Below are 24080 nucleotides of genomic sequence, written 5' to 3' on the forward strand. Positions count from 1 at the left end.
TTAGGAATAAAACTCTTACAAAAACATCTAATCTCAGCTAAATCAGGCTTAAGATGTATTTTCCAAAAGAAAAACAGCAGATGGTTCTACTGTTTATTTGCTGTGAGTTTGGTTTGGCGTTTTTTTAAGTAGTGGTAGAGTTTGAGTACGACGGTGCCGCTGGCCATGCCAATCGAGATGACCAAGGCCAGAATGACCACCAGAGTGGCGTGAATCATAGCCTGGCTGTAGTCACCAGTGACAAAAAAGGCAGTCGTCCGATAGGAAATATACCCTGGAACCAGAGGCGCTAGAATAGCCAAAATAAAAACAACAGCGGGCGTTTTATAGATGATGCTGAGGATTTGGCTGACGCAGGAACCGACGATAGCAGCCACAAAGGTTGCTATGATGACGTTGGTTGGTCCTTTGAGCAGGAGATAGAGTAGCCAAATAGCCATGCCCAAGACTCCGCCGGGAATCAGCATACTGCGCTGGACATTTAGAACGATTAAAAAAGTAATGATAGCCAGTAGGCTAGCAACTGCTTGCAGTAAGAAAGTCAAGATTGTCATAGGCTTATTTCATAATAAGGAGGGCGACAGAGGTACCTGCACCGAGAGCAAGAGTTATGAGGAGCGATTCAAAGAGCTTGCTCATCCCAGAGTTGATATGGTTGGTCATGATGTCACGCACAGAGTTGGTCAGAGCAATGCCGGGCACAAAAGGCATGACAGAACCCGCAATAATCAAATCATCTGTGGAGTTAAAACCAGAATAGCGTGTCCAGATATGAGCCAGCAGTCCGAAGACAAAGGCTCCAGCAAAAGCTGTCACAAAAGGGATACGGATATATTTGTCAACATACAAAGAGAAAGCAAAGCCAAAGAAGGTAGCAATGGCAGCCCCCAAAGCATCGTAGAAATTTCCACCAAACATGATGGAGAAGAATGGAGCACTGAGCGTTGCTGCTGCAATCAGCTGCTTGTTGTTATAGGGCAGCTCCTTAACTTTGAGGCGATTCAGCTCATCAAAAGCCTCTTGAAGGCTGATTTCTCCTGTTACCAACTGACGGGAGACTTGATTGACATCGCAGACCTTCTCGATGTTGTAGTTGGTCTTGAGATTACGCTTCATCCGTGAGACATTTGTATTTTCAATCGAAAAGAAAATAGCCACTGGCATTGCTAAGGCATTGCAGTCGATGATCCCTTGTGAATGTGCGATGCGAATCATGGTGTCTTCTACCCGATAGGTCTCGGATCCGCTCTGCAGCAGCAGTGTCCCAGCCAGCATGATGACATCTACCGCCAGATTGAAATCTTTGGCTTCTTCCCTGATACCTTTCTCTGTCATTTCCCCAGTCCTTTTCCTAGTATAGCAATAGAACCATTATACCATAAAGCCTCTTAAAAATATCATCAAGTTAGTAGTCACTTGAAGTCTGAAATACAAAAAAGAAGATTGGGGATTTCCAATCTTCTTTCAAATGGTTTGTAAGTCTTTAGTCGTTTATTAGCTCAAAGCATCGTCCATAGAGAGCACTTCGTGGAAGACACGTTGAGTCAATTCAGTCTTTTGCTCTGGAGTCAAGTACTTAGTATTTACACAGTAACCTGAGATACGAACGATAACATCTTCGCCAGACATAATCTTCTCGTAAACATCCTTCAAGTCCATAACGTTCAAGTTAACGTGCTGACCACCGTTTTCGAAGTAGCCATCCAGGATAGTAACCAAGTTGTCTACTTGTTCGTCGTGAGTCTTACCAAGCGCACGAGGTGATACTTGAGTTGTCAGGGAAATACCGTCAGCTGCGTAACTGAAGTCCAAGCTAGCAAGAGAGTTAAGGTTTTGCAACCAGCCACCTTTTGCCTTGTTAGATGGGTTAGCACCTGGTGAGAAGAATTCCAATTTAGACAAGTTCACGCTGCCATCTTCGTTGAGGTACACTCCTTTATGGACTGGTGAGTTACCAGTTTGTTTAGAGTAAGCAACGTTAGATGTGATAGTCAGAAGAGACACAGTAGCTTCTGCATTCTTATACAGTTTGTGGCTGCGCAGACGATTTGTGTAAGCTTCTACCAACCATTCAGCCAATTCGTTTGAGCGAGGATCATCTTCACCCCAACGTGGGTATTCACCGATTGTTTCGTAATCGTAGATATAGCCATTTTCGTCGCGGATTGGCTTAACAGTTGCATACTTGATAGCAGACAAGGTATCAACAGTGTTGGCAAATCCACAGATACCGAATCCCATGTTAGCACGTTGGTAAGTTGGCAAGAAGGCCATTTGAACAGCTTCGTAGTTGTACTTGTCAGTCATGTAGTGGATGATGTTCAAAGCATCTACGTAAGTGTCAGTCAACCAGTCCAGAGATTTTTCAAAGTTCGCTTTAACTGATTCGAATTCAAGAACTTCGTCACGGATAGGCTCGATGTCAAATACTTTGTAGTCTTTATGAACATCGTCGTAACCGCCGTTGAGACCTGTCAGAAGGGCTTTCAGCACGTTTACACGAGCACCAAAGTATTGGATGTTGTGGCGTTGATCTTCATTTTCAGGATCAAGCGGAGACACACAGCAAGAGATACAGCTCATTTCACCGTAACCATCTCTAGCCATAGTTGTTACACCTTCGTATTGGATAGAAGAGTGCTTGTGACTCATGTGCATACAGTAGCGACGGAATGAGTATGGCAATTTGTCAGTCCAGAGAACAGTCAAGTTTGGCTCTGGAGAGTTACCAATGTTATCAAGTGTGTTAAGGAAACGGTAGTCCATCTTAGTAACACGGTGACGGCCGTCGTTCCCCATACCTGCCATAGAAGTTGTGATGAAGGTTGGGTCACCAGAGTAAAGTTGGTCGTAAGCTTTTGTACGAGCAAACTTCACTGTACGAAGTTTCATAACGAAATCATCAACAAATTCTTGGATTTCTGATTCAGTGTAAGTGCCGCGAGCCAAGTCACGTTCAGCATAGATGTCAAGAACGATTGGTACACGTCCAAGAGAAGTAGCAGCACCGTTGATGACACGGCAGACAGCCATGAAGGCGATGTTAGTCCATTGGATAGCTTCTTTTACGTCAAAGGCAGGACGGCGAACATCTACTCCGTAAAGGTCACCAAGTTTTACAACTTCACCAAGTGCTTGGTATTGCAGGTTGATTTCTTCGCGCAGACGGATTGTTTCTTCGTCAATATCAGTCAAACCATTCCAGTCGCGAACTTTTTCAGCCATGAGGTAGTCAGCTCCATAAAGAGCAAGACGTGCGTAAACCCCGATTATACGTCCACGTGAGTAAGCGTCTGGAAGACCAGTTACAGTGTGGGCGTGACGAGCACGGCGGATGTTAGAAGTGTAAGCACGGAAGATACCGTCATTTACTGTAGTAACATATTTAGTAAAGATTTCATGAACAGCAGGATCTGGTTCGTATCCATTTTCTTTCAAAGTAGTTTCAGCCATGCGGATACCACCTTTTGGCATGAAGTTCAATTTGAAGAGTTCGTCGTTTTGGATACCGTAAATCAGTTCGTTGTCCTTGTCAATGTAACCAGCATCAATACCAGCGATAGATGCTGGACGAGTGTCCATTGGGAAACGAGTTTCTTCGTAGTGAGCTTTAGTTTCTTCTACGATTTTCTTGATATGGAGTGAGCGCTCAGTAGGACCTGCCAAGAAGCTTTCATCTCCATCATAAGGTGTGTAGTTGGATTGAACGAAGCGAGAAACACTTGCTTTCTCTTTCCAGTCTTCACCTTTGAAGCCTTCCCAAGCTTTGTCAAAAATATCTTGAGCTTCAACAACTGTTTTTACAACCATTTGATTTTCCTCTTTATTCTAGCAACAATAAACTGTTACATTTATAAGTAAAGTATATCATACGGTAATCGGTTTCACAAACCATTTTCGGCAGAAAAAAAGACTTTCTTTTATAATACAGAAAGTAAAAAGTCGCGGATGTGTACTATAGATTTGAAAAACATAATTCTTTTCAAATATTTTGGAAAAATGGGTAAAAAAGTTATAATAAAAGTAATTAAAATGTCATAGAAAAATTGCTCATGAAGAATCTTACGTTTAAAATACTTTTTACAAGAATGAAAAACTGTTTCAGATTTATTTGAGCAAAATGGGCTAACTTTGTGAAAGCTTGTAAGCTGAGATTGATGGCAGGAGAAAGGAGGAGGGTATGCTGATTTTTCCACTGATTAACGATACATCTCGGAAGATTATCCACATTGATATGGATGCTTTTTTTGCTTCGGTGGAAGAGCGGGATAATCCTAAGTTAAAGGGGCATCCAGTCATCATCGGCAGCGATCCCCGCTTGACTGGCGGTCGAGGTGTCGTCTCCACCTGCAATTATGAGGCCAGAAAGTTCGGAGTTCATTCGGCTATGAGCTCCAAGGAATCCTATGAGCGTTGCCCGCAGGGCATTTTTATCTCGGGGAATTACGAAAAATATCAGGCGGTCGGCTTGCAGATCCGAGAGATTTTCAAACGCTATACGGACTTGATTGAGCCAATGAGCATCGACGAGGCTTATCTGGATGTAACGGAAAACAAGCTAGAGATTAAATCTGCAGTCAAAATAGCCAAGCTGATTCAGCACGATATCTGGAATGAGCTGCAACTTACAGCTTCAGCGGGCGTTTCTTATAATAAGTTTCTGGCCAAGATTGCCAGTGACTATGAGAAGCCTCATGGTCTGACTGTTATTCTACCCGAAGAGGCTGAGGTCTTTCTGGCGCCTATGGATATTGCCAAGTTTCATGGAGTTGGTAAGAAGAGTGTTGAAAAACTGCATGAAATGGGAGTTTATACTGGTGCAGATCTGCTCAAGATACCAGAAATGACCCTGATTGATAAGTTTGGTCGCTTTGGTTTTGAACTCTACCGGAAAGCGCGTGGCATCAGCAATAGTCCGGTCAAATCCAATCGTATTCGTAAGTCGATCGGGAAGGAGCGGACCTATGCCAAACTGCTCTATAGTGAGGAGGATATCAAGAAAGAGCTGACCTTGCTGGCACAGAAGGTAGAAAATAGCTTGACTAAGCATGATAAGAAAGGACGAACCATCGTTCTGAAAATCCGTTATGCCGATTTCTCCACCTTGACTAAAAGGAAAAGTTTGAATCTAGCCACTCAAGACAAGGAGCAAATCGAGCGAACGGCTCATGAGATTTACGATAGCTTGGAAGAGCAACCACGAGGTATTCGTCTGCTTGGACTGACAGTGATGGGGTTTGAATAAAGATAAAGGCTTGGTTCATTACCGGGCTTTTTTAGATATAGTTTTTAGTATGAGAGAGTTGCTTGTGACGAGTTTCTAATTTGTCTGATGATTTTCATTAACTAAAAATAATCTTTTTTGAAAAAATACTGGACAAAGTTTTCTGTGTCTATTATACTGAGTTTATAAAATGAAAAACCGACTGGTCGGTTTTTTAAAAAGAAAGGAGCAGAAATGAAGAAATCTGTAGTAGAAAAAACAAGCGAGCACATTCTCAAGTTGAATCAGGAACTGGATCGGCAGCGGGAAGGTCAGAAAGAGTTTTTGCAGCAGCAGGCAGAAAAACGTAAGATGTGGCTAGAAAAGATAACACAGGGTGAGAATGGCATACGCTATTCTAAGTGGGGAGTCAAAGCTGGATATGCTGTCCTTGCTGATGGCCTATTGACTTCTATCTTTAGCCCTTGGCGAGGACTGGGTATTATGGCAGTAGGGGGTCTGAGCCTTGCCTCCAATCTCTGGCATATCCGGCGATTGAAAAATCAAGAAAGGAGCAAGTAGCAGAGAAATGGTCTGTCTTAAGCATCAGAGTCAGGACAACTTAGAAACTAAAAGCAGCAGGCAGTAGCTAAACGGTGCTGACATAGCTTTTAGCATTATTTAGTCTATCTTTGCTTTTTATTTTAAGCAAGGACTAAAAGACTACGTTTTCTATTTGGCGCAGGTCTTTATTTTTTATAACAAAACAAACCGAATGGTCGGATTTTAAAAACCTGCGTTTCAAAACAGGCAATCATCTGAAGGACTGAGAGTAAAGGATGCCTTTGTCCAGTTTTCGGATGACTTTTCACTATTCTACATTTGATAAGGAGTTATCGTATGAACAAACAAACACATGTAGAGCCAGAGACAAGGCATATCCTGCCCTTTCTGGCCTGGACCTTTGGTATCAGCTGGTCTGCCTGGCTGGCTTCGGCTTTCCTGAGGATTCCTATTATTCCCCAGGTCCTAACCATCGCTGGTGTTTTTGGCCCGGCCATTGGAGCCAAACTGGTCTTAGGAAAATCGTTCAAGGTGCTCTTGGCTTCTATCGGGTCGGCCCGAAAAAGGACTTGGACCCATCTCTTGATTTTGACAATTCTTTATACCCTTTCCATAGTCTTTTGGAGCCCGCTCCTGCCTGGTTTTAGCCCCCTCAGGATTGCTCTGCTTTTTCTCATGACGACTTTTCTGACAGGCGACAATGAAGAGATTGACTGGCAAGGTTTTCTGCAGCCGACTCTGGAAAGACTTCTGCCCTTTCCGATAGCAACTGTACAACTGGGTTAATCTGGGCTGTCTGGCATCTGCCCCTCTTCTTTACCCCCGGCAGCAGTCAGGCAGGGACTTCTTTTCTAGTCTTTACTGCCGCCTGCCTGCTCGCCCGTTTCTGGCTGGCGGCTCTTTACAAGGTCAGTCAGTCCATCCTTTACTGTGTTCTTTTCCACGGGGCCATCAATACCATTGGTGAAGGCATTTTCCTGGGGAAGGGGACGGAAAATCCGCTCTTTTTCCTAGGCTATATCTTGATGGCGGCTTACAGTATCTATCTTTGGTATCAAAGGGATCAGCAAGACAAGGCTTAAAGATATTTTTATGATTTTGTATTTCTCTGGCTTTTTTGGTAGAATAAAGCTATATTAGAAACAAAGGGGAACAGAATGGCGCAGCGAAAAGACAAATCCCAGGCCATGAGAGAAAAAATTTTAAATACAGCAACCCAGCTCTTTATCCAAAAGGGGTCCGAAAAGACCAGTATGCAGGATATTGCTCAGACGGCGGGCATCTCCAAGGGGGCTATCTACCATCATTTCAAGTCAAAAGATGAGATTGTCCTTGCGGTGTTGAGGAGCCGGCAGGAGCTGATGGAAGAAGAGATGAAGCAGTGGCTCAAGGCTACGGAAAATCTGACTGGCAGGGAGCAGCTGCAGACCATCCTCAAGTCTAATCTGGAAAGTCAGACAGCCCGGGCTACGGACGGCATTGTGGGTGAGTATGAGAAGGACGCGGGCTTTATTTTGACTATGATGCGGGACAATCTGCGGATAGGCGCCCCTGTGGTCAGTGACATTATCAAAAAAGGGATGGCAGATGGCTCCCTTCAGACCCAGTATCCGGAAGAGGCTGCAGAAGTTTTTCTGCTGCTGGTGAACTTCTGGATGCATGGGACCGCTTTTGAAAGTGAGCCCGAAAAACTGCCAGAACGTTTCCATTTTCTGCAGTTTATGATGACCTCGGTCGGTCTGGATATCTTTACTGACGAGCTCCTGCAGCTCTTTAGCCAGAAAAATAAGGCATAAAAAAAAGGCTGGGACAGAACTAAAAAATTTAATTCTGTCCCAGCCTTTTTTTTATGTGCTGAATATACTGTGGATATCTTCCTCGGTCAGGCCGATTAGGGGGTCGATTTTCAGGAAATTTTCCTTAGTCAGGACATAGTTTTCCACAGGCGCTTTCATTTTATCCACAGGATTGTGGATATTAGTTTCAGCTTGCGGAAAGTCGCCAAAGCGCTCGATTAGATAGGTTTTACGGGCGGTTCCAGTGTTTTTTGCAGCATAGTCAAAGGCTGCTTTTTCCCCAAGTAAGATCAACTTGCTCTTGGCGCGGGTGATAGCAGTGTAGATGAGGTTGCGCTGCAGCATCCGGTGACTGCTCTTGGTGATGGGCAAGATGACCACGGGAAATTCACTGCCCTGAGACTTGTGGATGCTCATAGCGTAGGCCAGGCGAATCTTATACCACTCGCTACGCTGATAAACAAGTTCATTGCCATCAAAGTTAATGGTCAGCTCGTCCTGCTTGGAGTCGGTGTACTTAGCAGGCAGCAGGTCGCTGATATAGCCTAAGTCACCGTTGAAGACATTGCTTTCGGCATCATTGACCAAGTGGATAACCCTATCTCCTTGGCGATACTGACAGTCGGGAGCTTCAAAGGTCAGTTCCTCTTTCTCGACAGGATTGATGAGATTTTGCATAAGATTATTAATCTGGTCAATACCGGCTGGCCCCCGATACATAGGTGCTAATACCTGAACATCTTGAGCTGGGATACCGCTGCGAATAGCTGCGCTAGCGATTTTCTCAATCATAGGCGGGATATGCTCATTTCTAGCTTCAAAATATGATCGATCCGCTTTTTTCTCTGTAAAGTCTGCTGGTAAAATGCCCTTCTGAATCTGGCTGGCCAGTGTGACGATTGTAGACTCTTCGCTCTGCCGATAGATGGTTTCCAGCTTGGTCTGTGGGATAGTCGGTATCTGCAGCAAGTCTGCCAGAACCTGACCTGGACTGACAGACGGAAGTTGATCCGCATCTCCGACAATCAAGAGTTTGGTCTGAGAGGAGATATTGCTGAGGAGCTGATTAGCCAGCCAAGTATCCACCATGGAAAATTCATCCACAATGATAAAATCAGTATCCAGATAATCATCCAAATGACTGGTATCATCATCGCCAGTCATCCCCAAGTGGCGGTGGATAGTAGCACTAGGAAGACCAGTCAATTCGTTCATGCGCCGAGCAGCACGTCCAGTGGGAGCCGCTAGCAGAATAGGCAGATCATTGACCTTTCGCAGATCCAAACCGCGAAGCTGGGCGTAGACTGCGATGATACAGTTGATAACGGTAGTTTTTCCAGTACCCGGTCCGCCGGTTAGGATAAAGACCTTTTGATTGATAGCCTGACGGATGGCTTCTTTTTGGATACTGTCATAGGAGATGCCGGAGCTTTCCTCCACTTGCTGGATAGCTGTAGTAATCTTATCTTGGTCGAAAGAATCTTGCTTGCCTTTTTCCAGCAGACGGACTAGATTACTCCTTATTCCTTCTTCAGCAAAAAATAGGCTGTTTTCAAAGATCTTGGTTTCTACATTCTGAACCTTATCTTCCTCAATCAGATGGGCCAGCTCATCAGCGATTAGACTAGGATCCAGCTCCACTTGACGTGAGCTTTCTAAGAGCTCAATGGTGTGCTCTAGTAAATCACGAGCTTCGACATAGGTATCTCCCCGCTCCATGGACTGGGTCAGCAAGGTGTGGATAAGGCCAGCCCGAAAACGCTCAGGGGCATCACTTTGGATCCCCAGCTCTTCTGCCAGATGGTCAGCGATTTTAAATCCGATCCCCTGAATATCCTCTACCAGCTGATAGGGATATTTTTCGACAATATCCAGCGTTTCTTCCTTGTAGGTATCCTGGATTTGAAAAGCCAGCTTATTGGGAATGCCGTAGGCTGCCAGCTTAGCTAGTACCATCTCAGTTCCGTAGTTGAGTCTTAGCTTGGCGACAAAGGCCTCGCGATTCTTGGCTGCTAAGCCGTTTATCTGGGTCAGCTTTTCCGGCTCTGCTAAAATCTTGTCAATGGTGTCCTCAGTATCTTCTCCGTAGAGTTGGACGATTTTTTGAGCAGTCTTGACACCGATGCCCTTGAAATGGTCACTGGAGAAGTATTTTACTAGGCCTTTACTGCTGGGTTTTGCTCGCTCATAGCGGGAAATTTTCAGCTGTTGGCCATATTTGGGGTGCTGGACAAGACTGCCCCAGAAGGTGTAGTCTTCGCCTTCCATGACATCTGCCATAGAGCCGGTGACAATGATTTCAAAATCTTCAAAATCCTCGGCATCTGTATCCTCAATATCTAAGAGCAGGATGCGGAAAAAGTTGCTGGGATTTTCAAAAATAATGCGTTCAATCGTTCCTGAAAAGTAAAATTCCATAGTTTATAGGTTCTTCTTTTAAAACGAACCCAGCTGAAGTTCAACTGAGTTCGATATGCTTAATAGGTCTTAAAAGGTAGCAGTGGCCAGAAGCGGAACTTGGCTTCGCCCTGGATTTGTTCTTTTTGGAAGGTACCGACTTGGCGACTATCCTTGGAAACAATCCGGTCGTCACCCAGAAGCAGGTATTCATCATCCAGAAGCTTGATGGTGAAGACAGGGCTGCCTTCACTATCAACAGTGAAAGCTTGAGCCTGAGCTGCGAGTTTTCTGAAAAACTCACCATTATCATCATAATCGTCCCCAGTATAAGTGGATTGGAGCTTGTCTTCTTTAAATTTCTTGATGTAGTCTGTCAGGTAAGGTTCGTCTGTTTTTTTGCCGTTGATGTAAAGAGTATCGTTTTCATACTGAATAGTGTCACCCGGCATACCGATGACCCGCTTGACAATCTCCTTGGTCGTTCCGTCATTATCTGTCTCAGTGGCGACAACGATATCAAAGCGGTCAATAGACTGATGTTTGAGGACAAGCAGGTATTCCCCATTGGCCAGCGTAGGATCCATAGAGTGACCGTCTACCTTTACAGGGGACCAGAGAAATAGCCGTGACAGGATAATGACAGAGATAAAGAAGAGAAAGAGGCCCCATTCTTTGAGAAATGCGAGGACAGGATTTGATTTTTTCATAGGTTACCTTTCTAGAAGTTTTTGTGCTTTTTCAGTATTTTTAAAGTGGAGTTTAGCAGAATGCTGCAGACCGACCATTCCATAGGCTTGAAGAATCTGGCTGGCAACATGATCGCTCTTGCTTCCGGCCCCGCTAGGCAGGGTATAGCCTAACTCTTGGCTGAGGTTTTCTAGATTTTCCAGAAAGAGGTCACGAGCAATAATAGAGCTGACCGCAACAGCTAGGAACTTTCCTTCAGCCTTTTCAATCAGACTTACTGGATTTGGGAAATGATTTTTTTCCTGCTTTAGGTATTTATTGTAGTTTTGCTGGCTGGTAAAGGCATCGATGACAATTTTTTCGGGATTTAGACCTTTTTGCAGCAGTAGGTAAATAGCTTGATTATGTAAGGCTACCTTGACAGAGACGGCGTTGTAGCCAGAAGCGATGACTTCGTTGTACTTCTCTGGCGATAGGAGCAGAGCTTGATGGGCAATCTTTTCTTTCAAGACAGGTGCCAGTTGGCGAATCTTGCTATCGTTCAAGGTTTTAGAATCACCGACACCAAGTTTTCTCAGAAAGTCGTGCTGGTCTGGAGTGACGAAAGAAGCTACGACGGCTAGTCCTCCAAAGTAGGAGCCGTTGCCGACCTCATCGGTCCCAATGAGGGCAAAATTCTGAGAAGCAGGACTAGAACTAGATTTTTCTGGTTGATGGCCAAAAAAGCCAGCGTAGTGAGCAGCTTTTGCCCCTTGAAAGAGAACTTTTCCGGAGCTAAAGACACTGACCGTCGCCTGATCCAGCCGGAAGAAATATTGAATATGCGGGTTCTTGTTGGGAGCCAGCTGGCTCTGATAATTCTCAACAAAAGCCTGAATTTCTTGCTGTTTGGGACTGAGGGTGATACTTTCCATACCCCCTATTGTACCATAAAAAGGAAAAGTCGAAAGCCATAAGATTGAAAATCCTACAAAAATTTTGTAGTAGAGCACCGCTGCTTGCAATGTCAAAAAAGATGAAAAAGAAAGTCCCTGTCTAGTTCCAAGTGTTTTAATAACTGACAAAGGGCTTCTTTTTTGATATAATACAATGAGGTGATTTTATGGCAAATTTGAATCGATATAAATTTACATTTGGAAACAAGACCTTAACTCTAACAACAGAACACGATAATCTCTTTATGGAAGAAGTAGAACGGGTAGCAAAGGAAAAATACAAGGCTATCAAAGAGCAGATGCCTGCGGCAGATGATGAGGTCCTGGCGATTTTGCTGGCGGTCAATAGTCTATCTACTCAGCTTAGCCGCGAGATTGAGTTTGACGACAAGGAAAAAGAACTAGAAGATTTTCGTCACAAAATGCTCAGTGAGTTGAGAGAAAAGTCGGGTAAATAGAGGAGCAATAATGTTTTCTATTATTATTTTACTAATATTGGCCTGGAGTTTTTATATTGGCTACTCGCGTGGTATTGTTCTGCAGGGCTATTATGCTGCTGCAACCATGGTTTCTATGCTGGTGGCTGGAGCTTTTTATAAGAGCTTGGCTAAGTTTATCAGCCTTTGGGTACCTTATGCCAGCGCAACTCAGGGCTCTTCGACCTACTTTTTCCCTAGCTCCCAGCTTTTTAAGTTGGACCAGGTTTTTTATGCTGGTTTGGCCTATCTCATTATCTTTACGGCTGTCTACATCCTTGGGCGCTTTTTCGGGATTTTTGCGAATCTGATTCCCTACCCCAATAAGCTGGACACCAAATGGTACAATGTGACCAGCGGAGCCATCGCTGTTTGCATCTCTATTTTTGTTTTGGGAATGTGCCTGACCATTTTAGCGACGGTGCCGATGGAGATGGTTCAGGAGCGGCTCAATAGCAGCTTCATGATTCGCTTTATTGTCAAGTATACCCCTATCACATCCAATATCCTCAAAGATCTCTGGGTGAATCAAGTTATCGGATAAAAGACGACTCAGTTGGCCTGCTAGCTGGGTTCTTTTTTACTAGAAAAGAAAATTATGAACACAAAAATTTTAGAAACCTTAGAATTTAGCAAGATTAAAGAACTTTTTGCTCCCTATCTTTTGACAGAGCAGGGGCAGCTGGAGCTGGCCCTGCTTTTGCCGACCAGCAAGAAGGAGACAATGGCCTCGGCTTTTCTGGAAATGACAGATATGCAGCAGATTTTTGTGCAGCATCCGCACTTTAGTCTGGCTGCGACTCAGGATATTACTGCCTTGACCAAGCGCTTGGGGCTGGAAAGCGACTTGAATATCGAGGAGTTTTTAGCCCTCAAGCGCGTCTTGGCTGTGACTCAGGAGCTCAAGTCCTTTTATGAGGACTTGGAGAATGTGCACTTGGAAAAGCTGGACCGTCTGTTTGAGAACCTGGCTGTTTTTCCTAAGCTGCAAGGAAGTCTGCAGGCTGTGAATGATGGCGGTTTTATCGAAAGCTTTGCCAGCGAAAGTTTGAGCCGTATCCGCCGAAAAATTCAAGAAAATGAAAATCAGGTACGGGAAATTCTGCAAGAGATTCTCAAAAACAAGGGAGAGATGCTGGCGGATCAGGTAGTGGCCAGCCGGAATGGCCGAAATGTGCTGCCCGTGAAAAATACCTACCGCAACCGCATTTCTGGTGTGGTTCACGATATTTCTGCTAGCGGCAATACCGTCTATATCGAGCCTAGAGCAGTTGTCAATCTCAACGAGGAAATTGCCAGCAGTCGGGCGGACGAGCGTTATGAAATTCAGCGGATTTTGCAAGAATTATCTGACCTCTTCCGTCCCCATGCAGCTGAAATTGCCAACAATGCTTGGATTATCGGACATCTGGACCTGGTGCGTGCCAAGGTCCGCTTCATGCAGGAGACGGGAGCGGTGGTGCCTGACCTGTCGGAAGAGCAGGACATCCAACTGCTCAGTGTCCGTCATCCCCTGATTGAAAATGCAGTGGCTAATGACTTGCATTTCGGGCCAGATTTGACAGAGATTGTCATTACCGGTCCTAATACGGGTGGTAAGACCATCATGCTGAAGACCTTGGGTTTGGCTCAGATCATGGCCCAATCAGGTCTGCCGATTCTGGCGGATAAGGGGAGTCGCGTCGGGATTTTCAGTCAGATTTTTGCAGACATTGGTGATGAGCAGTCCATTGAGCAGAGCCTGTCAACTTTCTCTAGTCACATGACCAATATCGTCTCTATTTTAGATCAGGTTGATAGCGAGAGTTTGGTTTTGCTGGATGAGTTGGGAGCTGGGACTGACCCGCAGGAGGGTGCAGCTCTGGCTATTGCTATCTTGGAAGATTTGCGGCTAAGACAGATTAAAACCATGGCGACGACCCACTATCCTGAGCTCAAAGCCTATGGGATTGAGACGGACTGGGTGGAAAATGCCAGCATGGAATTTGATACAGATAGTTTAAGACCGACCTATCGCTTTATGCAGGGAGTGCCTGGCCGCTCCAATGCCTTTGAAATCGCTCGGCGTTTGGGCTTGGCGGAAGTTATCGTTGGCCATGCCCAAGAGCAGACCAACACAGACAGCGATGTCAATCGGATTATTGAGCGCTTAGAAGAGCAGACTTTGGAAAGCCGCAAGCGCTTGGATAATATCCGTGAGGTGGAGCAGGAAAATCTCAAATTTAACCGAGCCCTCAAAAAGCTATATAATGAGTTTAACCGAGAAAAGGAAACCGAGCTCAATAAGGCGCGCTTGGAAGCCCAGGAAATCGTTGATTTGGCTTTGTCAGAGAGTGAGAGCATTCTCAAAAATCTCCATGATAAGTCCAGTCTCAAGCCGCATGAGATTATTGAAGCCAAGGCTCAGCTTAAAAAGTTAGCACCAGAAACCGTTGATTTATCAAAGAATAAGGTGCTCAAGCAAGCCAAGAAAAATCGGGCGCCCAAGGTGGGAGATGATATCCTAGTCACCAGCTATGGTCAGCGGGGAACCTTGGTCAAGCAACTCAAGGACGGCCGTTGGGAAACTCAGGTCGGTCTTATCAAGATGACTCTAGAAGAGCAGGAGTTTAACTTACTCAAGGCTGAAAAGGAGCAGCAACCTAAGCGCAAGCAGGTCAATGTGGTCAAGCGGGCCAATACTGCTGGACCCAAAGCCAGACTGGATCTGCGTGGCAAACGCTATGAAGAGGCTATGGAAGAGCTTGATGCCTTTATCGATCAGGCCCTCCTCAATAACATGGCTCAGGTGGATATTATCCACGGTATCGGGACCGGTGTCATCCGTGAAGGGGTGACAAAATACCTCCGCCGCAACAAGCACGTTAAGTCCTTCGGCTATGCTCCACAAAATGCTGGCGGCAGCGGCGCGACGATTGTGATCTTTAAGTAAGAAAGATAAAGAAAAATGGCTGGTTAAGCCATTTTTTGTGCTATAATGTAGGCGTATAATAGATTGGAGAGATAAGCCATGAAATTTAATTATTTATCAGATTCCTGCACGACTATTTTGGTGGGCAAGAAGGCCAGTTACGACGGTTCAACCATTGTGGCTCGTACGGAGGATTCACAAAATGGGGTCTTTACACCCAAGAAATTTATCGTAGTGGAGCCACAAGACCAGCCTCGCCATTATCAGTCAGTTTTGACATCATTTGAGATAGATTTGCCGGACAATCCAGTCCGCTATACGGCAGTGCCAGATGCAGTTTCCAAGGATGGGATTTGGGGAGCTGCTGGGATTAACAGTTATAATGTTGCTGTCAGCGCAACGGAAATGATTACGACCAATAGCCGCGTGCTAGGAGCTGATCCTTTGGTAGAGTCAGGTATCAGCGAGGAAGATATCCTTACGCTGGTCTTGCCCTATATCAAAATAGCTCGCGAAGGGGTTCTACGCTTAGGGAAAATCCTAGAGGAGTACGGCACTTATGAGTCCAATGGGATTGCTATTTCGGATGTCAATGAGATTTGGTGGCTGGAAACCATTGGCGGGCATCATTGGATGGCGCGGCGTGTACCGGATGATGCCTATGTGACCAATCCCAATCAGCTGGGCAGTGATTATTTTGAATTTGACAATCCTGAGCATTTTCTCTGTCATCCAAATCTCAAAAACTTTATCAAGGAAAACCATCTCAATCTGAATTACTCAGATGAGGGTTTCAATCCACGCTATGCTTTTGGCAGCCAGAAGGATAAGGACCGCCATTACAATACACCGCGAGCTTGGGATATCCAGCGTTTTCTCAATCCAGAAGTGGAGCAAGATCCAAGGAGTTTCTTCATTCCTTGGTGCCGCAAGCCTTACCGCAAGATCACAATCGAAGATGTCAAGTATGTGCTGAGCAGTCACTATCAGGATTCGCCTTATGATCCTTACGGAGCAGAGGGTGACCACCATAGCAGACGTGCCTTTCGGACTATTGGAATCAATCGGACCAGTCAGACAGCTATCTTGTAGCTGCGCCCTAACCAACCGCAGGCAACGACTGGGATCCAGTGGCTATCCTATGGCTCCATGCCTTACAATACAGCCGTTCCTTTCTTTACTCAAGTCTCAACAACGCCAGACTACTTTGCCAACACGACAGACAAGGTTTCGACGGATTCCTTCTACTGGGCCAATCGCCTGATTGCTGGGTTGGCTGATGCTCATTTTAGCAGTCATGTCGGAGACTTGGATGATTATCAGGAAAAGACCATGGCCTGGGGTCATGAAATGATTGGTCGGGTAGATCGACCTCTGGCTAAGGGCGAGGATGTGGACTTTGAAGCTGAAAATCAAGCTATGAGCGACAAGGTGCAAGAAGCGACAGACCAGCTCTTGGAAAAAGTTCTCTTGGATGCCAGCAATCTCATGATCAACCATTTCTCACTGAGTGACTAAGAACCTACCCGTAGCAAATATTTTTCTTTCTGATGTTTTTGGTGTAAAATGTTATCAAAAGTAAGCTATTAAAGGAGAAAATTTATGGTAGCAGCAGTTACAGATGCAACATTTGCAGAAGAAACAAAAGACGGATTGGTTCTGATTGACTTTTGGGCAACTTGGTGCGGTCCATGCCGTATGCAGGCGCCTATCTTGGAGCAGTTGGCAGGAGAAGTTCATGAGGACGAATTGAAAATCCTTAAAATGGATGTGGATGAAAATCCAAATACTGCCCGTGAATTTGGCATTATGTCCATTCCGACCCTTCTGTTCAAGAAAGATGGTCAAGTCGTTAAGCAAGTCGCAGGTGTTCACACCAAAGACCAGCTCAAGGCTATTATCGCCGAATTGAGATAATAGCATAGCCAAAAAATCGTTACATGTCGTAACGATTTTTTCATTTAGCCGATGACAGTAAAGGTCATACAATTTTGGGAAGAGCAAGTATACTATCATAGTGTGCAAAATACTGAAGAAGTGTTTGCTCAGGCGTTTCCCTATAACTTATCATAAGCACTTATTGTGAAATGTGCAAAATTTCAAATGTTGGTAGTTGTGTGTCGGGTTTATTGGTATAAAAAGTAAAGATACATTTTTTCCATTTATCAGGATTGAAAATAACGGCTTTGCCACTTTCGTTGTTTTGCATTTGCTCGTGAATGGTAAAGGATTTTAAACTTTCAGATGCTTCTATATCAATGACTTCTAATGTAGCATATTTACTTGAGTCAAAATGATCAGATATTTCGACTGATGAAGTTATTCCGATTTCAATATTTTGCCAGCCAAACGAATTTAAAATATGATCAAAGTAACCATCAAATATGAATTTTGTCATTCCGTTGGTATTTTTCCAAATATATAGCGGACAGTAACTGTTAAATAATTGGCCTTCAGATTTTTCAGAGATTAAATAAACTTTGAAAAACAAATCGTCGAATCCATCCATCAAATGACCTGTATTTCGGACACGTTGTCTAATGATATCCATATCATAATCTGCTGGTAATTTTATAGTATATTGCATTGCTTGCATTGTAGTACCCCTTTTCTAATGAACTATTGATAGTATAAATGATTTATATCATATTGAATAATACTTAAAAATGATATAATTATCATAAAAAGTGATAGGGTGTTTTAAATGAATTTTAATGATATGAGCATTTTTGTGACAATCTATGAGACAAGGTCAATAAACAAAAGTTCAGAGTTCTTACAATATGCGCAATCTAATCTCAGTGCTAGATTGAAGGTGCTTGAAACTGAATTAGATACAAAATTATTTTACAGAAAATATAATGGTTTAATTCCGACAGAAAGTGGAGATTTATTTTATCAATTTTGTAAGGAAACTTCTAACAATTTAGAGAAATTAAAAAAGAAATGTGAAACCTCGAAAATATCCATCTTAATTTCAGAATTATTGTTCAATCACGATATTAATAATTCACAAGCAATTGATTTGAATAAAAGTGAGATCAATATCCAAAAAACTTCGGATATACCAATCATTGCTCATCAGGAAGACTTTGATAAAATTTTTTGCTTTCAAAAAATTGAAAATTTAAAGCATTATGATGAGACTATCGGGCATATCGAGTCAGTTTATGCTTGTTCGAGCAATATAAAGGCTACTGAGGAAATGCCTATATTCGTTAATAAAGATAAAAATTGCCCTTTTAGAAAACAAAGCTTAATGAAGTTTGCTCATTTAAAATCAGTTGTAGAAATTGATTCTTTTGAGAACATTATCAGCTTAGTCGAAAACGGGAAAGGAATCGCACTATTGCCTAAATGGTTAAATAAGAGAGCGAAAATCAAGCCATACGACCAGGACATCGTTCTGATTCCATTTTATCAGTATGAAAAGAAGAACCAAAGCAGGTAGCTCATTTAGAAGAAATGCTAATGCTAGAAAGAAAAAACATTATAAATACACTTATAATAATCATACATATTATAAAGGAGATTTTATAATGGAATTTAGTTTTAGTTTAACCATAAAAGCATCAAAAGAAGATGTATGGGCCTACTATGAAAATATTGAAAAGTGGTATGACTGGGAAGAAGATTTAAAAAATATTACATTAAATGGTGGATTTAAGACAGGTTCTTGTGGGATGATGGAACTCGAAGGAATGCCCCCAATGGAATATCAGCTGACACTTGTCAAGCCCTTTTAGGAATTTTGGGATAAAACAGCGACCCCGTTTGGAGATATCCTTTTTGGTCATCAGATCATTGAGAACGATGATGGCACTGTAAATGTCAAGCACACCGTAGCTTTAGGTAGCAAAGATCAGCAACATTTGGAATTTTTAAGCCAAGTTTTCTCAGATGTTCCTCAATCTATTTTTATTTTAAAAAATTGTTTGGAAAAATAAGAATTCTTTACTTAGCTAGAGAATTTTTTCTTTCTCTGGCTTTTGGTGTAAAATGTTATCAAAAGTAAGCTATTAAAGGAGAAAATTTATGGTAGCAGCAGTTACAGATGCAACATTTGCAGAAGAAACAAAAGACGGACTGGTTCTGATTGATTTTTGGGCAACTTGGTGCGGTCCGTGCCGTATGCAGGCACCTATCTTGGAGCAGTTGGCAGGAGAAGTTCATGAGGACGAATTGAAAATCCTTAAAATGGATGTGGATGAAAATCCAAATACTGCCCGTGAATTTGGCATTATGTCCATTCCGACCCTTCTGTTCAAGAAAGATGGTCAAGTCGTTAAGCAAATCGCAGGTGTTCACACCAAAGACCAGCTCAAGGCTATTATCGCCGAATTAAGCTAAGCAAGAAGCCTCTGGGCTTCTTTTTTTGTATCAAAAAACGTTTACATCCTTAAAAATTTTCATAAAATATTGACAAAAGGCGAATGTTCTTTTAGAATAATATAAAATTAATAATCAACACCGAACGAAGTTTTTCAGAAAGAGGTAGATGTCTCTGACTGTGAAATGGACGGAACTCTGGAGAGACCATGAATGGCACCGAAGGGGCAAGGCGGTATAGAACCGCTCAAACTCTCAGGTAAAAGGACAGAGCGAAGAGGCAGGGATTTCCCTACTCCAGCACATCCAGAGTACATGTTTTGCATGTGCTCTTTCTTTTTCTCGGTGTGAAAAGGAGCTTATATCATGTTGGAAATATTGAATCGTCTGGATTCTTTAGTTTGGGGTCCGCCCCTGCTCATTTTGTTGGTTGGTACCGGTATCTATCTCAGTCTGCGTCTGGGCTTGCTGCAGATTTTTCGGCTTCCGCGTGCCTTTCGGCTAATTTTTGTATCAGACGAGGAGCATCAGGGCGATGTCTCTAGCTTTGCGGCTCTCTGTACAGCTCTAGCCGCGACTGTTGGGACAGGAAATATCATCGGAGTAGCAACAGCTATTAAAACCGGTGGACCGGGTGCCCTCTTCTGGATGTGGGTAGCTGCTTTCTTTGGAATGGCGACCAAGTATGCTGAAGGTCTTCTCGCTATCAAGTACCGCCGCAAGGATGCTCATGGAGCCATGGCAGGCGGTCCTATGCACTATATCTTACTAGGGATGGGCGAGAAGTGGCGCCCGCTGGCCATCTTTTTTGCGATAGCTGGTATCTTGGTGGCTCTTTTGGGGATTGGGACTTTTACGCAGGTCAATTCCATCACAGAGGCCATGCAGAATACCATTCAGCTGCCTCCAGCTGTGACAGCTTCTATCTTGGCTATTTTAGTAGCTCTGGTTATTTTCAGCGGCATCCAGTCTATTGCTCGAGTATCGACCAAGGTTGTGCCCTTTATGGCGGCGATTTATATCTTGGGCACTATGACTGTCTTAGTGGTCAATCTAGATCGATTACTGCCGACTCTCCAGCTGGTCTTTAGCTCAGCTTTTAGTCAGACGGCTGCTGTCGGTGGCTTTGCTGGTGCGACCATCCAGATGGCCATTCAAAATGGGGTTGCGCGTGGAGTTTTCTCCAATGAATCTGGTTTGGGATCAGCACCCATTGCAGCGGCAGCAGCTCGGGCGAAGGAACCGGTAGAACAAGGCCTGATTTCTATGACCGGAACCTTCATCGACACCCTGATTATCTGTAGCCTGACAGGATTGACGATTTTAATCACAGGGGTCTGGGATGGCAATCTCAATGGTGTGTCCCTGACTCAGGCAGCCTTTGCGACTGTTTTTGCTAATTTTGGTCCTGTCCTGCTTTCAGTCTTTCTAGTTCTCTTTGCCTTTACGACTATCTTGGGCTGGAACTACTATGGTGAGCGCTGTTTTGAGTTTCTCTTTGGGGTTCGCTATATCCGCGTTTATCGTCTGCTTTTTGTCCTGATGATTGTACTCGGTGGCTTTGTGGGTCTGGAGGCGGTCTGGATTATTGCAGATATTGTCAATGCCCTCATGGCCTTGCCAAACTTGATTGCCTTATTAGTCTTGTCTCCAATTGTCATTAGTGAAACAAAGAAATATTTTGACAAGCATCGAAAGAACTAACTTTCGCACATAAAAAAGCCTCTAGCTTTCCGTAATGATGGAAGTCTAGAGGTTTTTTGTCGAAATTAATAGCGTTTTTCTTTTGGCCAGCTGCTCATCTCGGCCACAGCTGTAAAGAGAACGTCAGTAGAAGAGTTGAGGGCTGTTTCACAGGAGTCCTGAATGACACTGATAACGAAGCCGAAGCTGACTACCTGCATGGCCAAATCATTGGAAATCCCAAAGAGGCTGCAGGCGACCGGAATGAGTAGGAGAGACCCGCCAGCTACACCGGAAGCCCCGCAGGCAGAAATTGCCGCTACAATACTGAGAACTAGAGCTGTGCCAAAGTCAACCCGGATACCCAGCGTGTTGACAGCAGCCAAGGTCAAGGTATTGATAGTAATAGCAGCCCCTGCCATGTTGATAGTAGCTCCCAGAGGAATAGAGACCGAGTAGGTCTCTGGATTGAGCCCCAGATCCCGACAGAGTTTCATATTGACGGGGATGTTTGCCGCAGAGCTGCGCGTGAAAAAGGCAGTCACACCACTGACTCGCAAACAGCGCCAGACCAAGGGATAAGGATTTTTCTGCAGCATGATAAAGGTAATCAAAGGATTGATAATCAGAACGACAATCAGCATGCTGGCTATCAAGACCAGCAGCAGGATGCTATAGCTTTTTAGAGCTTGGAAGCCATTGTCGGAAATGGTTGTGTAAACCAGACCTAGAATGCCGAGAGGGGCTAGGTTGATAATCCACTCGACAATCTTAGAAGTAATATCTGCCAAGGTTTGGAGCAGTTCCTTGCTGTGGTGGCTGGCTTCCCGCATGGCAATTCCAAAGATGAGAGCCCAGGATAGGATACCGATGTAGTTCGCGGTGATGAGGGCGTTGACGGGATTGTCCACCAGCTGAAGCAGAAGATTGCTGAGGACTTGTCCGATCCCATCTGGCGGAGAAACCTTTTGGGAGGATGAAGCAACTCTATACTAATGGGAAAGAAAAAGTTGACCAGGACCGCGACCAAGGCCGCCGCAAAGGTTCCCAGAAGATAGAGCAAGATGACTGTTTTCATATTGCTCTTTTGTCCTTTCTGCTGCTGAGACAGGGCATTTGCCACCAGAGCGAAGACCAGGAGCGAAGCGATGGCCTTGAGGCCGCCAACGAAGATTTGGCCCAGAAGTCCGATGGCTTGTGCTTGGGGGAAGATGACAGCCAGTAGGACACCAATGCCAATACCGATGGAAGTCCGCTTGATTAGATTGGTTTTATTCCAAATTGTGATGAAGCGATGGAGCATGTAAGTTCCTTTCTTGTCTTAGATACTTATTTTATTATACGATAGAAAGGGGGTGAAAGCAATGCTAGGTCGGACTAACCATTCTATGTCCGCGCAGATTGGTCTTTGTGGTATAATGGTAGTAATCTTTTTGGAGGTAGCCTATGTCTAAGACCGGAAATGTCTTTTCCCGCTATATCCAGCAGTTTGACTGGAGCAAGATTGCAGATGACCTCTTTTCCAAGCTGGTTTCTTTACTTCTGCTTTTTATCTTATTTTACATCGTTAAGAAAATCCTGCATTTGTCAGTGACCAAGATTATTGCTCCCTCTCTTAAACTATCCAAGCAGGATGTAGCCAGACAGAAAACCATTACTCGTTTGATTGAGAATCTGCTTAATTATGTCTTGTATTTCCTCTTGATTTACTGGGTTTTATCCATCTTGGGTCTGCCAGTTTCCAGCCTTTTAGCTGGTGCCGGAATTGCCGGGGTGGCCATCGGGATGGGAGCCCAGGGCTTTCTGTCGGATCTGGTCAATGGTTTCTTTATCCTTCTCGAGCGGCAGTTAGATGTTGGTGATAATGTTCGCCTGACTAACGGTCCTATCAACATCGCTGGAACAGTAATCAGTGTTGGGATTCGGACGACGCAGGTACGGGACGCGGACGGCACGCTGCATTTTGTGCCCAACCGCAATATCATGGTTGTCAGCAATCTGTCTCGAGGCGATATGCGTGTTCTGATTGACATTCCCATTTATGCCCAGACGGATTTGGACGAGATTTACCGCATCATTGCCAAGGTCAATGAAGAAGCTGGGCCAGAACATCCAGAGATTCTTAAAGAGCCGAATATTTTGGGGCCGCAGATGGCTTCAAATGGCCAGTTCAACTTCCGTATCAGTATGATAGTGCAGGGAGGCATGCAGATTTCTATTTACCATATCTTCTACCGTCTTTACCATGAGGCGCTTTTACGAGAGGGGATTGAGCTTCCGACGCTTGGACCTCTTTCAAAAGGCAAGTAATTATTGATTTAGAAAGGTCCATATGAATCAGCGAATTCAGCAGGAGATTGTCAGTGAGAACAATCGTGTTTACCGTTTAAAACGTCCTCTCCACAAGCAGGGTCTCTTTTGGGCGGCTCTGGTGTCTGGGATTATCATCTTTCTTCTGGCCTTGCTCAGCATTCTCCTCGTCATCACCACGATTGGCCTTATGGAGGAAAATGACCATCTCAAGTCCCTCACAGGCTACCATAACTCGCCTTTAGAGTCCTATAACAGCCATGCTTTTGAAAAAACAGTTGAATTTTCCAGTGGACTTAAGGTGACCGTTCATTCAGCAGTAGAAGACAGCAAGAAAGTCATGAGTGATGAGTCAACTGGTGTAGCTGTCGTTGCGACAATCACGGTTGAAAATACTTCTAAAAAGCCCATTCTGGTTAGTCCTTATGATTTTGGACTCTATGACAAGAAGGAAAATGTCTACATTTTGGATGGCTCAACCTTTGACAATACACAAATCGGCACCAATCTGGCGCCGGGCAAGTCAGTCCGTTTTGACCTAATCTTTGACGGGGAAGGCGGCGATGAGGATACCTATACCGTGACCTACGAAAATGCTAAGTGGCAAAAGGAGAAAAACAAGACAAAGCAAGAGAAAAAGAAGGAGCAATAGGGAAAATTAACCTATTACTCTAATGTCTTTGCTACTTTCCTCACTAGATTTGAAAGTGGAGGCAGCAAATGCTATAGATAAAAGAGGATTTGAGGCGAAAGTTTCAAATCTTTTTCTTGACTCTGACCTTAGAG

At 44.2% G+C, this 24080-nt stretch carries 19 protein-coding genes, 4 pseudogenes and 1 riboswitch; of the genes and pseudogenes, 15 read left to right on the plus strand and 8 right to left on the minus strand.

The features are described from left to right. Positions 1–86: 86 nt before the first annotated feature. The 3 genes from MK370_RS07945 to pflB all read right to left on the minus strand — a co-directional run bounded on the left by MK370_RS07945 (position 87) and on the right by pflB (position 3810). Positions 87–554 (minus strand): threonine/serine exporter family protein, encoded by a 468-nt coding sequence (locus MK370_RS07945; protein WP_223311878.1) that lies wholly within the window; start codon positions 552–554, stop codon positions 87–89. Positions 555–558: 4 nt separating this feature from the next. Beyond that, complete coding sequence (locus tag MK370_RS07950; protein ID WP_002901514.1) at positions 559–1335, minus strand: threonine/serine exporter family protein; 777 nt, start codon at positions 1333–1335, stop codon at positions 559–561. Positions 1336–1494: 159 nt separating this feature from the next. Then, on the minus strand, positions 1495–3810 hold the full coding sequence (pflB, locus tag MK370_RS07955; protein ID WP_268684849.1) for a formate C-acetyltransferase: 2316 nt from the start codon (positions 3808–3810) through the stop codon (positions 1495–1497). Between the two features lie 370 nt (positions 3811–4180). Between pflB and dinB the strand changes: the two genes are divergently transcribed. From dinB to MK370_RS07975, 4 genes and pseudogenes are all read left to right on the plus strand, one after another. After that, entirely contained in the window at positions 4181–5245 is a 1065-nt protein-coding gene (gene dinB / locus MK370_RS07960; RefSeq protein WP_268684850.1) for a DNA polymerase IV, read from the plus strand. Between the two features lie 213 nt (positions 5246–5458). After that, positions 5459–5785 (plus strand): hypothetical protein, encoded by a 327-nt coding sequence (locus MK370_RS07965; protein ID WP_268684851.1) that lies wholly within the window; start codon positions 5459–5461, stop codon positions 5783–5785. A 318-nt stretch (positions 5786–6103) separates the two neighbouring features. After that, positions 6104–6849: pseudogene (locus MK370_RS07970) on the plus strand (CPBP family intramembrane glutamic endopeptidase). A 75-nt stretch (positions 6850–6924) separates the two neighbouring features. Continuing rightward, positions 6925–7563 carry a TetR/AcrR family transcriptional regulator gene (locus MK370_RS07975; protein ID WP_268684852.1) on the plus strand — a complete coding sequence of 213 codons (639 nt, stop codon included), beginning with the start codon at positions 6925–6927 and terminating at the stop codon, positions 7561–7563. Positions 7564–7614: 51 nt separating this feature from the next. Here the strand turns inward: MK370_RS07975 and MK370_RS07980 are convergent, their stop codons facing one another. From MK370_RS07980 to rnhC, 3 genes are read right to left on the minus strand one after another with little or no spacing between them, the layout of a single operon-like run. Continuing rightward, entirely contained in the window at positions 7615–9981 is a 2367-nt protein-coding gene (locus MK370_RS07980; RefSeq protein WP_268684853.1) for an ATP-dependent RecD-like DNA helicase, read from the minus strand. A gap of 59 nt (positions 9982–10040) precedes the next feature. Then, entirely contained in the window at positions 10041–10670 is a 630-nt protein-coding gene (gene lepB, locus MK370_RS07985; protein ID WP_268684854.1) for a signal peptidase I, read from the minus strand. Positions 10671–10673: 3 nt separating this feature from the next. Beyond that, positions 10674–11564 carry a ribonuclease HIII gene (gene rnhC, locus MK370_RS07990; RefSeq protein ID WP_268684855.1) on the minus strand — a complete coding sequence of 297 codons (891 nt, stop codon included), beginning with the start codon at positions 11562–11564 and terminating at the stop codon, positions 10674–10676. A 188-nt stretch (positions 11565–11752) separates the two neighbouring features. Between rnhC and MK370_RS07995 the strand changes: the two genes are divergently transcribed. From MK370_RS07995 to trxA (MK370_RS08015), 5 genes and pseudogenes are all read left to right on the plus strand, one after another. Continuing rightward, entirely contained in the window at positions 11753–12043 is a 291-nt protein-coding gene (locus MK370_RS07995; RefSeq protein WP_002919703.1) for a hypothetical protein, read from the plus strand. 10 nt (positions 12044–12053) lie between these two features. Further along, positions 12054–12605 carry a CvpA family protein gene (locus MK370_RS08000; RefSeq protein WP_268684856.1) on the plus strand — a complete coding sequence of 184 codons (552 nt, stop codon included), beginning with the start codon at positions 12054–12056 and terminating at the stop codon, positions 12603–12605. A 54-nt stretch (positions 12606–12659) separates the two neighbouring features. Then, entirely contained in the window at positions 12660–14993 is a 2334-nt protein-coding gene (locus MK370_RS08005; protein ID WP_268684857.1) for an endonuclease MutS2, read from the plus strand. Positions 14994–15071: 78 nt separating this feature from the next. Then, positions 15072–16490, plus strand: a pseudogene (locus MK370_RS08010) (C69 family dipeptidase). Between the two features lie 84 nt (positions 16491–16574). After that, positions 16575–16889: a thioredoxin gene (gene trxA, locus MK370_RS08015; RefSeq protein ID WP_268684858.1), complete on the plus strand. Its 315-nt coding sequence runs from the start codon at positions 16575–16577 to the stop codon at positions 16887–16889. Between the two features lie 160 nt (positions 16890–17049). On the opposite strand, the gene MK370_RS08020 is transcribed toward trxA (MK370_RS08015), so the two are convergent. After that, positions 17050–17568, minus strand: coding sequence for a DUF4865 family protein (locus tag MK370_RS08020; protein ID WP_003074627.1), 519 nt, complete (start codon positions 17566–17568; stop codon positions 17050–17052). 108 nt (positions 17569–17676) lie between these two features. Here MK370_RS08020 and MK370_RS08025 point away from each other — a divergent pair, with 108 nt between their 5' ends. The 4 genes and pseudogenes from MK370_RS08025 to MK370_RS08040 all read left to right on the plus strand — a co-directional run bounded on the left by MK370_RS08025 (position 17677) and on the right by MK370_RS08040 (position 21005). After that, on the plus strand, positions 17677–18423 hold the full coding sequence (locus tag MK370_RS08025; RefSeq protein ID WP_268684859.1) for a LysR family transcriptional regulator: 747 nt from the start codon (positions 17677–17679) through the stop codon (positions 18421–18423). Positions 18424–18511: 88 nt separating this feature from the next. Then, positions 18512–18919, plus strand: a pseudogene (locus MK370_RS08030) (polyketide cyclase). An 88-nt stretch (positions 18920–19007) separates the two neighbouring features. Then, on the plus strand, positions 19008–19322 hold the full coding sequence (trxA, locus tag MK370_RS08035) for a thioredoxin (protein WP_268684860.1): 315 nt from the start codon (positions 19008–19010) through the stop codon (positions 19320–19322). 167 nt (positions 19323–19489) lie between these two features. After that, positions 19490–19582, plus strand: a riboswitch (glycine riboswitch). Positions 19583–19667: 85 nt separating this feature from the next. Continuing rightward, positions 19668–21005 carry an alanine/glycine:cation symporter family protein gene (locus MK370_RS08040; RefSeq protein ID WP_268684861.1) on the plus strand — a complete coding sequence of 446 codons (1338 nt, stop codon included), beginning with the start codon at positions 19668–19670 and terminating at the stop codon, positions 21003–21005. 65 nt (positions 21006–21070) lie between these two features. Here MK370_RS08040 and sstT read toward each other — a convergent pair. Next, positions 21071–22287, minus strand: a pseudogene (sstT, locus tag MK370_RS08045) (serine/threonine transporter SstT). A 143-nt stretch (positions 22288–22430) separates the two neighbouring features. Between sstT and MK370_RS08050 the strand changes: the two are divergent. Then, on the plus strand, positions 22431–23294 hold the full coding sequence (locus MK370_RS08050; protein WP_268684862.1) for a mechanosensitive ion channel family protein: 864 nt from the start codon (positions 22431–22433) through the stop codon (positions 23292–23294). A gap of 22 nt (positions 23295–23316) precedes the next feature. After that, a complete protein-coding gene (locus MK370_RS08055; protein WP_268684863.1) occupies positions 23317–23946 on the plus strand; it encodes a DUF4352 domain-containing protein in 630 nt (209 codons plus the stop codon). Positions 23947–24080 lie beyond the last annotated feature (134 nt).

Source organism: Streptococcus sanguinis (genome assembly GCF_026781265.1).
Lineage (GTDB): Bacteria > Bacillota > Bacilli > Lactobacillales > Streptococcaceae > Streptococcus > Streptococcus sanguinis_T.